This is a genomic window from Chitinophaga sp. CC14, assembly GCF_048957795.1.
GTDB classification, from domain to species: domain Bacteria; phylum Bacteroidota; class Bacteroidia; order Chitinophagales; family Chitinophagaceae; genus Chitinophaga; species Chitinophaga ginsengisegetis.
Genome location: NZ_JARBFY010000006.1, coordinates 374,619 through 388,667 on the forward strand (window position 1 = coordinate 374,619; position 14,049 = coordinate 388,667).

12 protein-coding genes are annotated in these 14,049 nt (G+C 50.6%); 8 read left to right on the forward strand and 4 right to left on the reverse strand.

The window, feature by feature from the left end; translation table 11 throughout:
• Window positions 1-8: 8 nt before the first annotated feature.
• The 4 genes from PV783_RS32005 to PV783_RS32020 all read left to right on the forward strand — a co-directional run bounded on the left by PV783_RS32005 (window position 9) and on the right by PV783_RS32020 (window position 3,409).
• Window positions 9-989 (forward strand): NAD-dependent epimerase/dehydratase family protein, encoded by a 981-nt coding sequence (locus PV783_RS32005; protein ID WP_420990853.1) that lies wholly within the window; start codon window positions 9-11, stop codon window positions 987-989.
• Window positions 986-1,765: a DUF1295 domain-containing protein gene (locus PV783_RS32010; RefSeq protein WP_420990854.1), complete on the forward strand. Its 780-nt coding sequence runs from the start codon at window positions 986-988 to the stop codon at window positions 1,763-1,765. Before PV783_RS32005 ends, PV783_RS32010 begins: the two co-directional genes overlap by 4 nt.
• Before the next feature lie 10 nt (window positions 1,766-1,775).
• Complete coding sequence (locus PV783_RS32015) at window positions 1,776-2,882, forward strand: ABC transporter permease (protein ID WP_420990855.1); 1,107 nt, start codon at window positions 1,776-1,778, stop codon at window positions 2,880-2,882.
• Between the two features lie 107 nt (window positions 2,883-2,989).
• A complete protein-coding gene (locus PV783_RS32020) occupies window positions 2,990-3,409 on the forward strand; it encodes a VOC family protein (protein WP_420990856.1) in 420 nt (139 codons plus the stop codon).
• 89 nt (window positions 3,410-3,498) lie between these two features.
• Here the strand turns inward: PV783_RS32020 and PV783_RS32025 are convergent, their stop codons facing one another.
• Window positions 3,499-4,641, reverse strand: coding sequence for a TlpA disulfide reductase family protein (locus PV783_RS32025; RefSeq protein WP_111578330.1), 1,143 nt, complete (start codon window positions 4,639-4,641; stop codon window positions 3,499-3,501).
• A 275-nt stretch (window positions 4,642-4,916) separates the two neighbouring features.
• Between PV783_RS32025 and PV783_RS32030 the strand changes: the two genes are divergently transcribed.
• Genes PV783_RS32030 through PV783_RS32040 form a run of 3 tightly spaced genes read left to right on the forward strand, consistent with a single transcriptional unit; the run spans window position 4,917 to window position 10,652 of the window.
• Window positions 4,917-6,053, forward strand: coding sequence for an efflux RND transporter periplasmic adaptor subunit (locus PV783_RS32030; RefSeq protein ID WP_420990857.1), 1,137 nt, complete (start codon window positions 4,917-4,919; stop codon window positions 6,051-6,053).
• Between the two features lie 18 nt (window positions 6,054-6,071).
• Entirely contained in the window at window positions 6,072-9,230 is a 3,159-nt protein-coding gene (locus tag PV783_RS32035) for an efflux RND transporter permease subunit (RefSeq protein ID WP_420990858.1), read from the forward strand.
• A gap of 36 nt (window positions 9,231-9,266) precedes the next feature.
• Window positions 9,267-10,652, forward strand: coding sequence for a TolC family protein (locus PV783_RS32040; RefSeq protein ID WP_420990859.1), 1,386 nt, complete (start codon window positions 9,267-9,269; stop codon window positions 10,650-10,652).
• Here the strand turns inward: PV783_RS32040 and PV783_RS32045 are convergent.
• Genes PV783_RS32045 through PV783_RS32055 form a run of 3 tightly spaced genes read right to left on the reverse strand, consistent with a single transcriptional unit; the run spans window position 10,620 to window position 12,019 of the window.
• A complete protein-coding gene (locus PV783_RS32045; protein ID WP_420990860.1) occupies window positions 10,620-11,258 on the reverse strand; it encodes a ClpP family protease in 639 nt (212 codons plus the stop codon). The genes PV783_RS32040 and PV783_RS32045 overlap by 33 nt on opposite strands.
• Window position 11,259: 1 nt before the next feature.
• Window positions 11,260-11,517, reverse strand: coding sequence for a hypothetical protein (locus tag PV783_RS32050; RefSeq protein WP_079472114.1), 258 nt, complete (start codon window positions 11,515-11,517; stop codon window positions 11,260-11,262).
• Entirely contained in the window at window positions 11,498-12,019 is a 522-nt protein-coding gene (locus tag PV783_RS32055; RefSeq protein WP_420990861.1) for an RNA polymerase sigma factor, read from the reverse strand. The genes PV783_RS32050 and PV783_RS32055 overlap by 20 nt, the downstream gene beginning before the upstream one ends.
• Before the next feature lie 311 nt (window positions 12,020-12,330).
• On the opposite strand from PV783_RS32055, the gene PV783_RS32060 reads away from it, so the two are divergent.
• Window positions 12,331-13,995: an ABC-F family ATP-binding cassette domain-containing protein gene (locus PV783_RS32060; protein ID WP_420990862.1), complete on the forward strand. Its 1,665-nt coding sequence runs from the start codon at window positions 12,331-12,333 to the stop codon at window positions 13,993-13,995.
• The last annotated feature ends 54 nt before the right edge of the window (window positions 13,996-14,049 follow it).

Here is a 14,049-nt window from a genome sequence, read left to right on the forward strand (position 1 = left end):
ATTTAAAGATGAAAATTGCGATAACCGGAGCTTCCGGCTATATAGGCAGCGTACTGGTTCCCCTGTTATTATCCGAAGGCCATACCCTGCGGCTGCTTACCCGTAAACCGTTGCCGGAAATGGCTCCGGAAGGTATCTGTTTCGTACAGGGGCACCTGTTAGCAGAACCGGCTATCCGCCGCCTCGTTGCAGACGCCGATGCCGTGATACACCTGGCAGCGGTGATTTCGGTAGATGACCGGCAGGATAAAACCCTTTTCGATATCAATACCGGCGGCACCCGGTTACTGGCAGCAGCCGCACAACAGGCCGGCGTTAAGAAGTTCATTCACCTCAGTTCTGTTACTGCATACAACCAGGCGCCTTACGACGAACCGATGGATGAAAGCCGCGATGTGGTAAAAACCACGCGTTACGGTTACGACTATTCCAAAGCCGTATCACAGGCCATTGCGCTGGAATATAACGGCAACGGCATGGAAGTAATAGTGCTGGCGCCAACGGCTGTAATGGGGCCGTTCGACCAGCAACCATCATTGATAGGCAAAGCAGTTGTCAATATGTACAAAGGAAAAATACCCGCCCTCATTCCCGGCGGCGTTGACTTCATTGATGTGAGGGATGTGGCGGGAGCCATTGTGAGCGCTTTAAACCGCGGAACCGCCGGCGCAGTATACCTCCTGAGCGGCGAATGGGTATCGCTCGTTAGCCTGAACAGGGAAACCGGCCGGATAAAAGAACGGCCGTTAACGCTGCCGGTAGTACCTTTATGGCTAGTATTCAGTATGCTGCCATTAGTGAGAATGCTGGCGGCCATCAGCGGCGGACCGCCTTTTTATACGCGTCAGTCGGTGTACAACCTGATTTACAGCAATAAAAAAATTGATCATGCAAAGGCCACTGCGGAACTCAATTTCCGGCCGCGGCCTTTTACCGAAACCCTGCGGGATACAATTGATTGGTTCAGACAAACAGGCGCTATCAAATGATTGACTATTTACCACTACACAGTTATGTTGTTTTTACTTATTGCTGGATGTTTACCGGCATTGGCGCAGGCATCTACCTGTTACGCAGGGAAGCGCCCTATGGCCGCTACAGCAGCGACAAATGGGGACCCATGATCTCCAATAAACTGGCCTGGCTGCTGATGGAAGCCACCGTACTGGTTTCCTTCCTCATATGGATCCCGCTGCATACTTTTAAATGGCGTTCCCCCGCCGGCGTTATGATCTTTCTTTTCCTGCTGCATTATGTGCATCGCAGTTTCGTATATCCGTTCATGATACGCACCAAAGGCAAAAAAATGCCGGTGGTGATTATGCTGTCGGGCATGCTTTTTAATACAGTGAATGGTTCCCTGCTGGGCATCTGGTTTGCCGCCATTGAAATTTACCCCAACAACCTGTTTTTTTCCTGGTATTACACGCCGCCGTTTATAATTGGTACGTTTTTATTCCTGGCTGGTATGGGTATCAACTGGTGGTCGGACTACCAGCTGATAGGCCTGAGAAAAAAACATGAAACCGGTTATAAGATACCGCAGGCCGGGCTTTTCAAATATATCTCCTCTCCCAACCTGGCAGGGGAAATCATGGAATGGGGAGGCTACGCATTGCTTACCTGGAGCCTGCCGGGGCTGGCCTTCTTTATCTGGACCTGCGCCAACCTCCTGCCCCGTGCAATGGCTAACCATCGCTGGTATCAGCAACAATTCCCGGAATACCCGGCCAACAGAAAAGCATTAGTTCCTTTTATCTGGTAACAACACGCATATGGCAAAGAAGTATAGTCAGTTTAAAGCAGCATTGGTGATGGCAAAAGCAAGCCTCATCGCCACCCTGCGAAGCCCTACTTCGGTTGTATTTGCACTCCTGTTCCCGGTTATTTTTGTTACGGTTTTTGGCGCCATGGTAGACAGCACCGCCGTGAAAGTAAAGATCCGGCTATCGCCGCACAGTGACAGCTCCGGCCCGATGTATGCAGCCATTAAAGCCATCAGTATCTTCGACCTTTCCTATGGCAGCGATTCGGCGGCGATGCTCTCCGATCTGAAAAAAGGAAGGATTGCCGGTGTCCTCTATCTTCATGCGCCCACCGTGATAAACGGCCAGCCGCAATTCCGGACGGACCTGCTGGGGAGCAGCGCGGTGGCAGATAAAATGCCGCTCATCCAGGCAGCACTGCAGGAAGCCGCCAGCCGGGTAAACCAACGCATCCTGCCGGATCAACCTGCCCCCGCTGCTATCCATGTAGTGAATATTCCCGGCCGTGTATACCGCCAGATAGATTTTATTTTACCGGGACAACTGGGTTTTTCCCTGCTCATGGCGGGCGTATTCAGCTCTGCGTTCCTGTTGTTTAACCTCCGGCACACGCTCGTACTGAAACGCATATACGTAACGCCGGTGAGCCGTGCGGCCATACTATTGGGAGAAATGCTCAGCCGGTTATTATTCCAGATCATCTGCTTTATTATTATCACCGCACTGGGATATTTTGCATTTCAGTTTACGCTGGTAAACGGGCTTCTCACGTTTATGGAAATGCTGCTGTTATCTGTTTTTGGATTGGTGATTTTTATGGGCATCGGTTTTATTATCAGCGGCATGATCCGCAATGAAAGCTCTATTGCGCCGGTAGCCAACACGCTCACCGTACCACAGATATTACTGTGCGGTTTATTTTTCCCGATAGATAATTACCCGGTGTGGTTACGCACTTTTTGTGAACTGCTACCACTTACTTTTTTTGTAGACGGGTTACGGAAAATTGCTTTTGAAGGTTTGCATATCTGGCAGATACCGCTGCAACTGGCGGGCCTGATCGTATGGGGTATACTGATTGCGGTATTATCGATCCGGTCGTTCAAATGGGAATAATAAGTTGGCGCAACTGACCCTTTTTTTGTCATATCCGGCCACCTTCTTCCCCGTAAGAGAAGCTTAACTTTATCCCATCTTATTAAACACAAATAAAAAATAAAAACATGGCAGTAGTTAATCCTTACCTGAATTTCAACGGCAATTGCGAAGAGGCCTTCAATTTTTACAAAGCTGTTTTTGGCAAAGAATTCCAGACGTTTACCCGTTTTGGTGATATGGAACATTGTGCCGACGGGGAGCAAAATAAAGTGATGCATGTGGCTATACCACTCGGTAAGGATTCTTTCCTGTTTGGCAGCGACCGGCCCGGCGCATATGGCGAAGGCACGTTAGGCAACCTTTTTCATGTGGCCATTGCAGCAGAAAGTGAAGCGGAAGCTGACAAGTTGTTTAATGGTCTTTCCAAAGGCGGACAGCCCATTATGCCAATGAACAAGGCGCCCTGGAATGCTTACTTTGGCATGTTAACCGATCAGTATGGCGTATCCTGGCTGATCAATTATGACTATGCCCAAAAAGGCTGATTCCCCGTTTAAAAGAAAATGAGGCAGCCGGTTCACTCCACTGAACCGGCTGTTGTATTTGCATGACTGATGTAGGATATGGTTCTTTGTTACTTGTTGACGATTAAGCCCGTCAATTGCTTATCCAATTGCTCGCCACGGAGGTTCTTTGCAATAATTTTTCCGTCCGGCGCAATCAGGTAGTTGGTGGGCACGCCCCGTACGCCATACTGGCGCGCCACGGCATTATCCCAGTATTTAAGATCGGATACATGCACAAAGTCCTGCAGCCCGTCTTTTTCAATGGCACCCAGCCAGGCAGCCTTCTTCCCCGGCTGATCCAGCGATACGCTCAGCACCACGAAGTTTTTATCATGGAATTTCTTGTAGGCGGCCACTACATTAGGATTTTCTGCACGGCAGGGGCCACACCAGGAAGCCCAGAAATCCAGTAACACGTATTTTCCTTTGAAGTCGGATAACTTCACAGGCTTGTCGTTGATATCATTTTGGGTGAAGTCCGGCGCGGGCGCACCAATGCCCAGTGCCTTTTCGGTTTCCATCGACTGGTAAAACTCCTGGCCGGCGGGGCTTTTCTTCAGCGCAGCCGTAAGCCCGTTGTACAAAGGCGTTAGCTCCTTCAGGTTCATGTTATTCATCACCGCCAGCTCTTTCAACGCTACAATGCTGAAAAAAGAGTTAGGGTTTTCACTGATAAACCGGCGCTGCAGTGCTTTCTTTTCATCGATAGCCGCATGGAAGCGGGTATTCAAACCATTGGTGAAGGCAGTATCATTCCTTTGCGCATCTGTGGCGCCGCCAAAATCCTTATTGATGCCTGCCATTGCAGAGTCGTAGGCCGAAATAAATAATTTATACCGGTCGTGTTCCTTGTTTACAGGCGAACCGGTAATCACTGCATCGCTGATGTTGCCCGTACCGGCAATGGTAAAGGTAGTGTTGTCCAGGTAAAGCAGCCGGCGATCCGCATCCATCCCGTGGCTACCTAGACCTGTACCTTTATGATCCACCGTCAGCATTACCAGGTAGGGCGACTTCAGCGTGCCTTTAAATTCGAAGCTGCCATTTTTGATAACGGCCGAGTCGAGGAAGGTTTCCCCGTTCACGCGGCGGTCGAGATAGGCTTTGGCGCCGGGTTCCACCTGCCCCACTTTACCTTTCAGTGTGTATGCCTGCTGTGCAAAGGTCATGGCCGGCAGCGCCAGTGCTCCTATTAACATCCCTATTTTCATAAATTAACTTTAGATAGTTGGTTTATGAAGATATAAAGCAGGATACCACGGAAATCTTAGCGTTATTCCGGTTTTTTTTATTCCACACCGTGGCGTCTGCGCGGCTTTAACAGTAGTTAACATTATCATAATAAACTAATTAGCCTTATGCCCGTCTAATACCCGTAGCCAGCTACCGGATAATTATCGACTGTTTTTGAACAATACAATCAAACCGATAGTTACTCATAGTACCTGATTGCTGTCTGTATTATTTAAATGAACCGTAAAACGCTATGAGTAGATCTACAATTGCTCTTCTGCTGTTGCTGTTATGTGCCTGCAAAAACAAAAAACAAGGGAGCACACAAACCGCTGTAAAGCCCTACCCCGTTATTGTACTGCAACCTAAAAATGCCACCATCAACGCCGACTATCCCGCTACCATTCAGGGTATCCAGAATATTGAGATCCGGTCTAAGATAGATGGGTATGTGGATGCCATCTACATCGACGAAGGCGCCACCGTAAAAAAGGGACAGCTGTTATTCCGGATCAGCGCGCCGCAATACGAGCAGAATGTAAATACCGCACAGGCCAATATTAAAATAGCAGTGGCAGATGTAAATGCCGCACAGATGCAGCTCAACAAAGTAAAGCCACTGGTAGAAAAGGACATCATCAGCGCCTATGAGCTGGAAGCCGCGGCCTATAACCTGCAATCCAAACAGGCCGCGCTGGCGCAGGCCCAGGCAGCGCTTAACAACGCCAAAACCAATTTAAGCTACACTACTATTTACAGTCCGGCCGACGGCGTGGTAGGTATCCTGCCCTACAAAATAGGCAGCCTGGTGAACAGCACCACCCCCAACCCGCTGACGACCGTTTCCAATATTACCCAGATCTACGCATATTTTTCTATCAATGAAAGACAGGGACTGGATTTCTTCCTGGCCTCCAAAGGCGCCACCATGCAGGAAAAGCTGGCCACCCTGCCACCGGTAACACTGGTGCTGGCCAATGGCATTGTGCTGCCCCGCAAAGGTCGCGTGGAAACTGCCAGCGGTTTAATTAATCCCTCCACCGGCGCGCTCAATATGAGAGCCACCTTTTCCAATCCTGATGGGTTGGTACGCAGCGGCAGCAGCGCCATTGTAAGGATCCCACAGCCGATAGATACCGCATTGCTGGTACCGCAAAAGGCCACCTTCCAGATCCAGGGCAAACTGTTCGTGTACGTATTGGATGCAGATAATAAAGTAAGATCAGTAGACATCGGCTCTAATGCCAGCGCCGCCGGGCAGTCGTTTGTAGTACAGCATGGCGTGAAAGCGGGCGATAAAATAGTGGTAGACGGGATCAGCAACCTCCGGGAAGACCTGGTGATCAATCCCCGCCTGGTAAACGCAGACAGTGTTTACAACAGTCTCTGATCCATTTAAAACAATATCATGTTAAAAAGATTTATAGAGCGGCCGGTATTATCAACAGTGGTGTCCATCATTATTGTGACGCTGGGCATATTGGGGCTGGTATCACTACCCATCTCCCAGTATCCCGATATTGCCCCGCCCACCATACAGGTGCAAACCTCCTACAGCGGCGCCAATGCCGATGTAGTGCTGAAAAGCGTGGTGGTACCATTGGAACAGCAGATCAACGGCGTGGAGAACATGGATTATATTACTTCTACCGCCGGTAACGATGGCTCCGCGAATATTACCGTTAGCTTCAAAATTGGCAGCGATCCCAACATGGCAGCAGTGAATGTGCAGAATGCCGTGGCCCGCGCCACGCCCCTGCTGCCGCAGGAAGTAACCCGTTCCGGCGTTACCGTGCAAAAGAAGCAGACCAGTAACCTGCTCATCTTCTCCGTGTACAGCACCAATCCATCTTTCGATCAAACCTTCCTGCAAAACTATACCGATATCAATATCACCCCGGTGATTAAACGTATCCCCGGTGTGGGCGATGCTTCCGCCTCCGGCAACATGGACTACTCCATGCGGATCTGGCTCAATACCCAGGCAATGGCCTCGTACGGACTGGTACCCGCCGATATCACCGCCGCACTGGCCGAACAGAATATCCAGGCCGCTCCCGGCCAGTTTGGAGAAAGCGGCGGACAATCGTTCCAATACGTGATCAGGTATCCCGGTACGCTCATCGACACCACCCAGTTTGGCAACATCGTGCTGCGTTCCAACCTGCGCAGCCGTTTGCTGCGGATGAAAGATGTGGCGCGCATTGAACTGGGCGCCCTCAGCTATTTCAACAGTACCCGCACCAATGGCTACCCCGCAGTGTCCGTAAGCGTAGCACAGGTGGCCGGCTCCAACGCCCGCGATGTGATCCGCGAAACGCTGAAGGTAATGGAAGAAGCGTCCAAAACATTTCCCAAAGGCGTGAAGTATGTTGTGCTGCAAAACGTGGACGACTTCCTCACCGCCTCTATCGATAAAGTATTGCATACACTGGTGGAAGCATTTATACTGGTGTTTGTAGTGGTGTTTATTTTCCTGCAGGACTTCCGCTCTACGCTGATACCGGCTATATCCGTTCCCGTAGCCATTATAGGCACCTTCTTCTTCCTCAAACTGTTTGGATTTACTATTAACCTGCTTACCCTGTTTGCGCTTATCCTCGCCATCGGTATTGTGGTGGATGATGCGATTGTAATTGTGGAGGCAGTGCACGCACGCCTGGACACCGGCTATAAATCCGCCCGCAAAGCGAGTATCGATGCACTGGATGAAATATCCGGCGCTATCGTTTCCATCACGCTGGTGATGTCTGCCGTATTTATCCCCGTTAGTTTTATCGGTGGATCTTCCGGCATTTTCTATAAACAATTCGGGCTTACACTGGCCATTGCTATTGTGCTTTCAGCCATCAATGCGCTTACGCTGAGTCCTGCGCTCTGCGCCATTTTCCTGAAGCCTCACGGGAAGGAACATACGAAAATGAACTTCCTGCAACGTTTCTATCATGCGTTCAATGTGGCTTTTGAAAGATTGACAAACCGTTATACCAGTACGTTGCGTTTCTTCAGCAAACGAAAGTGGATCCCGGTTATGATACTGGCTACTTTCTGCGTAGGACTGGTAGTCCTTGCCAGGATGACGCCTACCGCTTTTGTACCGGAAGAAGATCTTGGTACCATAAATTGTAACATCAGCCTACCGCCGGATGCTTCGCTGGAACGCACTGATGTGGTGGCGCGCAAAATTGAAAAGATAGCGGCCACCATCCCTGAAATCAACAACGTGCTGGCCGTTACAGGGCGCGGGCAATTATCCGGTACCGGCAGCAACTACGCGATGGTGGTGATGCGGCTCATCCCCTGGAACCAGCGCACCCGGAACATTCAGCAGATCATTAAGGAACTGAATAAGAAAACAGCGGACATGACCGAAGCAGAGATCAAATTCTTTGCGCCCGGCACCATCCAGGGTTTTGGCGCCTCCAACGGGTTTGCCTTTCAGCTCCAGGATAAAACCGGTGGCGATATTGCGCACTTTTACAAAGTAAGCAAAGACTTCCTCACAGTACTAACCCAACGGCCGGAAATCCAGTTTGCCACCACTTCTTTCAATCCTAATTTCCCGCAATACCTGATGAATGTAAACGTGCCGAAAATAAAGGATGCCGGGTTGAATGTAACAGATATCACCAACGCCATGCAGGGATATTTTGGCGGTATTTACGCCTCCAACTTCAACCAGTTTGGTCAGCAGTACCGGGTAATGGTACAGGCTTCGCCGGAGTTCAGGATGACGCAGGAAAGTTTGAACGCCGTATTTGTGCGCACCGGCGAGGGAGTGATGGTACCGATCACGGAGTTTGTGACTCTCTCGCAAACCTACGGTCCGCAAGCCATTACGCGGTTTAACCTGTTTAATTCCATCAGCGTAAATGGTACGCCTAACGCAGGGTTCAGCTCCGGCGAATCTATTGCGGCCATCAAAGAATCGGCAGCGGAAACATTGCCAACGGGCTTTGGGTTTGAGTTTTCAGGGCTTAGCAGGGAAGAATTAGCAGGGAGCAGTCAAACTATTTTTATCTTCCTGCTGTGTCTCATCTTTGTGTACCTGCTGCTCAGTGCGCAATATGAAAGTTACCTCTTACCCTTTGCCATCCTGCTGGCAATACCGGTGGGCATTTTCGGTGCCTTCCTGTTTGCGCAGCTGTTTGGTGTAAGCAACAATATTTATGTGCAGATCACGCTGATCATGCTGATAGGATTACTCGCAAAAAATGCGATCCTGATTGTAGAATATGCAGCCGAACGGCGACGCGGCGGAATGAGTATTGCAGAAGCCGCGGTGAGCGGGGCGCAGGCCAGGCTACGCCCCATCCTGATGACCTCCTTCGCCTTTATCCTCGGCCTCATCCCGTTGATGCTGGCTACCGGCGCCGGCGCCAATGGTAACCGTTCTATCGGAACCGGCGCTGTTGGCGGAATGCTGGTGGGCACTGTATTCGGGATATTTATTACACCTACTTTGTTTATCATCTTCCAAACCTTACAGGAAAAAATAAAGCGCGCACCGGAAGAAGAAGATGATGAAGAAGACGCGCAGCCGCCGGTAACAGCACCGGCATCTTAAAAAATTCTGCCGCAGGCAAATCTCAAAACAGGTAATATGAATGGTCGTAACAGCATATATGTTTTACTCACGGTAGTCCTGGCAGGATTCATTACTGCCTGTGGCATCACGAAGCCGTACCAATCGCCCGGCATTACAGACAATAACCTGTACCGGGATGTAAATACAACGGACACCAATAGCCTGGCTACCGTTCACTGGAAAGAAATTTTCACAGACTCTCTCCTGCAGCAACTTATTGACACCGGTATTCAGCACAACCTCGACCTCCAGGTAGCGTGGTCGCGCATGCGGCAGGCAGAAGCCAATTACTCGCAAAGCAGGCAGGCGTTGTACCCCGCTGTAAATGGCGACGTGAGCGCCGCCTATGCCGGCGCTTCCAATCAACAGCGTACAGGCAGAAGCGTTATACCGCAGCAATACAACGCCGGGCTCACTGCTACCTGGGAAGCGGACATCTGGGGTAAGCTGCGCAGCAACAGGCGCGCGGGTTTGGCAGCATTCCTGCAGGCATCCGCCAATGCAAGGGCCGTACAAACCGGGCTGATTGCCAGTATTGCCACCAGCTACTACAACCTCACCGCACTGGATCAGCAACTGAAAATAACGCAGCAAACCGTGGTAAACTGGCAAGCCACTGTAGAAGTGATGAAGGAGCTGAAAAAGGGTGATGTGGTAACCGGCGCGGCAGTAGTACAAAGTGAAGCCAGCAGGTATGCTGCAGAAGTAACGATCCCTGACCTGAAGCAATCGATCCGCGAAACAGAGAACCAGCTGAACCTCCTGCTGGGCCGGCCTCCCGGCCCTATCAGCCGCAGCAGCATGGACGACCAGCGACCCGTGATGCTGCTGAAAACCGGCGTACCGGCGCAACTGCTGGCCAACCGGCCGGATGTACAGGCAGCGGAATATAACCTGCGTTACTATTATGAACTGACTAATGTAGCGCGCACCTATTTTTATCCTGCGCTCACTATTTCTGCTTCGGGCGGTTATACCAGTTACTTGTCGCTCACTGGTCCCGGTTCCTGGATCAGTAACCTCACGGCGGGTTTAACACAACCCCTCTTTAACCAGGGCATTAATAAAACCAGGCTCAAAGTAGCGAAAGAGCAGCAGGAACAGGCGGCGCTGAACTTCCATACAGCAGTATTAACCGCCGGGCAGGAAGTATCAAACGCATTATATTCTTACCAGACAGCCCTGGAAAAAGGAAACTCACGGCGGCTGCAATTACAGAACCTGCAATTGTCGGTCGACTATACGCAGGAACTGGTACGATATGGATTTGCCAATTACACGGAAGTATTGAATGCACAACAGAGCCTTTTATCGGCGCAACTGGGCAGGATCAACGATCATTTGCAGCAGTTACAGGCGGTGGTATTTTTATACCGTGCGCTGGGCGGCGGCTGGCAATAGTTCCTGCCGGAATGCCAGCGCAGGTACTGCAGCAGCGCTGTTCAGCACTTCATCTACGATCCCGAAATCCCGGGCTTCCTCTGCGGCCATGAAATGATCATTCCGGAAAGCATGCTCCACTTCTTCCACCGAGCGGCCCGATTGCTGGGCAATGATCTGGAAAAGTTTTTGCTGCAACCGGCCCTGTTCATTAAAAGCAATCCGCACATCTTCCGTATATCCTTTGGCGCCGCCGCTTGCAGGATGCATATGAATGGTGGCATTGGGCAATGCATACCGCTGACCGGTAGCGCCGGCGGTAAGAATGATGGTGCCCATGCTGCCGGTAAAACCCATTGCCATAGTGGATACCGGCGATTTCAGCATTTTCATGGTATCATAAATAGCCATGCCGGCATACACAACGCCGCCCGGGCTGTTGATGTACATATTAATGGGCCGGTGGTTTTCACTGTCGAGGTACAGCAACTGCGCCACTATCAGGTTAGCCACCTGGTCGTCGATGGCAGTACCGAGAAAAATAATCCTTTCTTTCAGCAACAGGCTGTATATATCAAACGCACCGCGGCTGTCGCCGTCGATTACGGTAGGAACCAGGAATGCCATATTATTTAAAAATGGAGGTGATAGAATTGTTGAAAGAAGTATCCTGCATGAGGCGCTGGAAAAGCTGATCCAGTTGTTGGCGTTTTTCTTCGCGGGCGAGCCAGCGCACCAGCTGCAAGGTTTTCCGCTGGTACTTTACTTTTTCCCGCAATGCAGGCGCCACCAGCATCCTGGCCTGGAACACCAGCCGGGAGGAAACAGGCATTTCCCGCAGCAGGTATTGTTCTATTTCCTGTGCTTCAGCTAACTGTTTCCGCATAATCTGATTGTTTAATTTGTTCCCTTACTTTTTCCAGGCATTTGTATTTCTGTACGCTGGCAGAATGTTGTGTTTTGAAATTAAAATCTGCCGCTATTTCCTGTATGGAAAGATGATCATAATAAAATGCGTGCAGGAGCTGCAAACACCTTTTCCCGGCGGCTTTTACATACTCCAGTACAGGCTTTACCACGGGTGGGGGCGCATAATAATCTGCCGGCACGGCAATATCGCCGTCCATATTATCCAGTGGAATATGCGGACCGGATTGTTTTAGTTTCCGGATAGCAAGAATCCTGGCGATGCCTGTAATATATGCTTCCGCAGGCACCCCGGCAGGCAGTTTATTTTGCTGTTGTTTTTCGAGATAGATAATTACAGCATCCTGGAAGATATCTTTGGCCATCTCCAGGTGTCCGCCCATCCGGTGAATGACGCCTGCTACCCGTGGCAGGGTATTGCGGTATATATCTTCCAACCATTGATCTTCATGAGTACGCATATAAGCCTGGTTTTATATACTAGTGTCATTAACCGGTGATATATCACCCAAAATTTAAGAATTTTTTTTTACCTTTGCCCAACCATGTGATCAATACTCTACATACAATAGCAGGCTGATACCTGTATACATGCCGCTCCGGCGTGTTTTATCTCCCGTTTACATATTTTTTACCATCATACAGCGATGCTGCTGCATACGCTGATTTATTCAACTAAATTTTACTGCCATGAAAATGCGTACTGTCATTTCCCGACCCGCTAACCCGACGCATCCTGTCGTCGCCATTGTTCATTTCAAAACGATTTCGCATGCTTATCAGCGCACAACAACTCAGTTACCAACTTCCATCGGGGCAGTATTTATTCCAGGACGTCAGTTTCACGCTTCATAAAGGCTACAGGGCCGCTATTGCGGGCCCTAACGGCGCAGGTAAATCCACTTTGCTGAAGATCATTGCCGGCCAGGAAACTGCGTATTCCGGTACTATCCGGGCTACAGGGCCGTGTTACTATGTACCACAGCATTTTGGCCATTTTAATTCACTCACCGTGGCGGAGGCCACAGGTACCGCGCAAAAACTGAACGCCCTTGAACTAATCCTTCAGGGTGAAACCAGTCCGCACCTGTACGACGTGCTTGGCGACGACTGGGACATTGCCGCGCGCAGTGAAGCAGCCTTTGAAAAATGGGACCTTCGTGCCTTGCAACCGGATCAGCCCTTGTCCACCCTCAGCGGGGGCGAAAAAACACGGCTGTTCCTGGCCGGCATCGACATCTTTGAGCCATCGGTGGTGTTGCTGGACGAGCCCACCAACCACCTCGATTACCACGCACGGGAACAACTATACGAATGGATGGCGGTCACATCATGCACGTTGCTGATTGTGAGCCACGACCGGCAGCTGCTGCGCCTCTGCGAACCCATCTGGGAGCTGCAACCCAATGGCATAAAAACTTACGGCGGCAACTATGATTTCTACGCAGCGCAAAAAGCCGTTGAAGCAGATGCGTTGCAACAACGCGTTGCCTACCAGGAAAAAACGCTTAAAGAAGCCAAAAAGCAACGGCAGGAGGCTATAGAGCGCAAGCAACATGCCGATGCACAGGCGCGGAAGCAAGCTAAAACAGGAGGCATACCTAAAATACTGTTAAATGGCAGGAAAAATAATGCAGAAGTATCTACCGCAAAATTAAAACAGGTACACACGGAAAAAGTGGAGGAACTGCGTGCAGGCTGGCAGGAACTCTCCGCTATGACGCAGATCCAGCGCATGATGAAGGGCTACTTTGAACAATCCACCCTTCATACCGGGAAAGTGCTGGTGCAGGCAAACGGGGTGAACTTCGGATGGGCTGCTGCACAGCCGGAACTCCCGGCGCCGGATCACCAGACCTCAAACGAACCAACAAGGCTGGCATCTCCGGAAAACATGCTCTGGAAAACACCGCTCACCTTTACCATCCGCAGCGGCCAGCGGCTGGCCATTACAGGGCCCAACGGCAGCGGCAAGTCCACCTTGCTGCAACTGATACTGGGTAAGCTGGCGCCATCAACCGGTGAGCTGTATACCGCCGATACACGCAGTTTACTGCTGGACCAGGATTACACGCTGATCGACCGGAGCAAAACGGTATTACAACAGGCATTGTCTTACAACAATAACCTGCTGGAAGTATCGATGGTAAAAACGGTGCTGGTGAATTTCCTTTTTGGTCCGGATACCTGGGATAAATCGTGCGCAGTGCTGAGTGGCGGCGAAATGCTGCGACTGGCCCTCTGCAGCATGACCTTACAGGATAAAGCGCCCGACATGATCCTGCTCGATGAGCCTACCAACAACCTCGATCTGCAGAACATTAAAATACTGACGCAGATCTTCGGGGAGTATAAAGGCACGTTGCTGGTCATTTCGCATGATCCCGATTTTATCGCAGAAGTGGGCGTGGATGATGTGCTGGCGTTAAACACGTAGGTGCGCCATGATCACCTTGTAAATATCCTTTTCCCGGAAAGGCTTCAGGAGCCG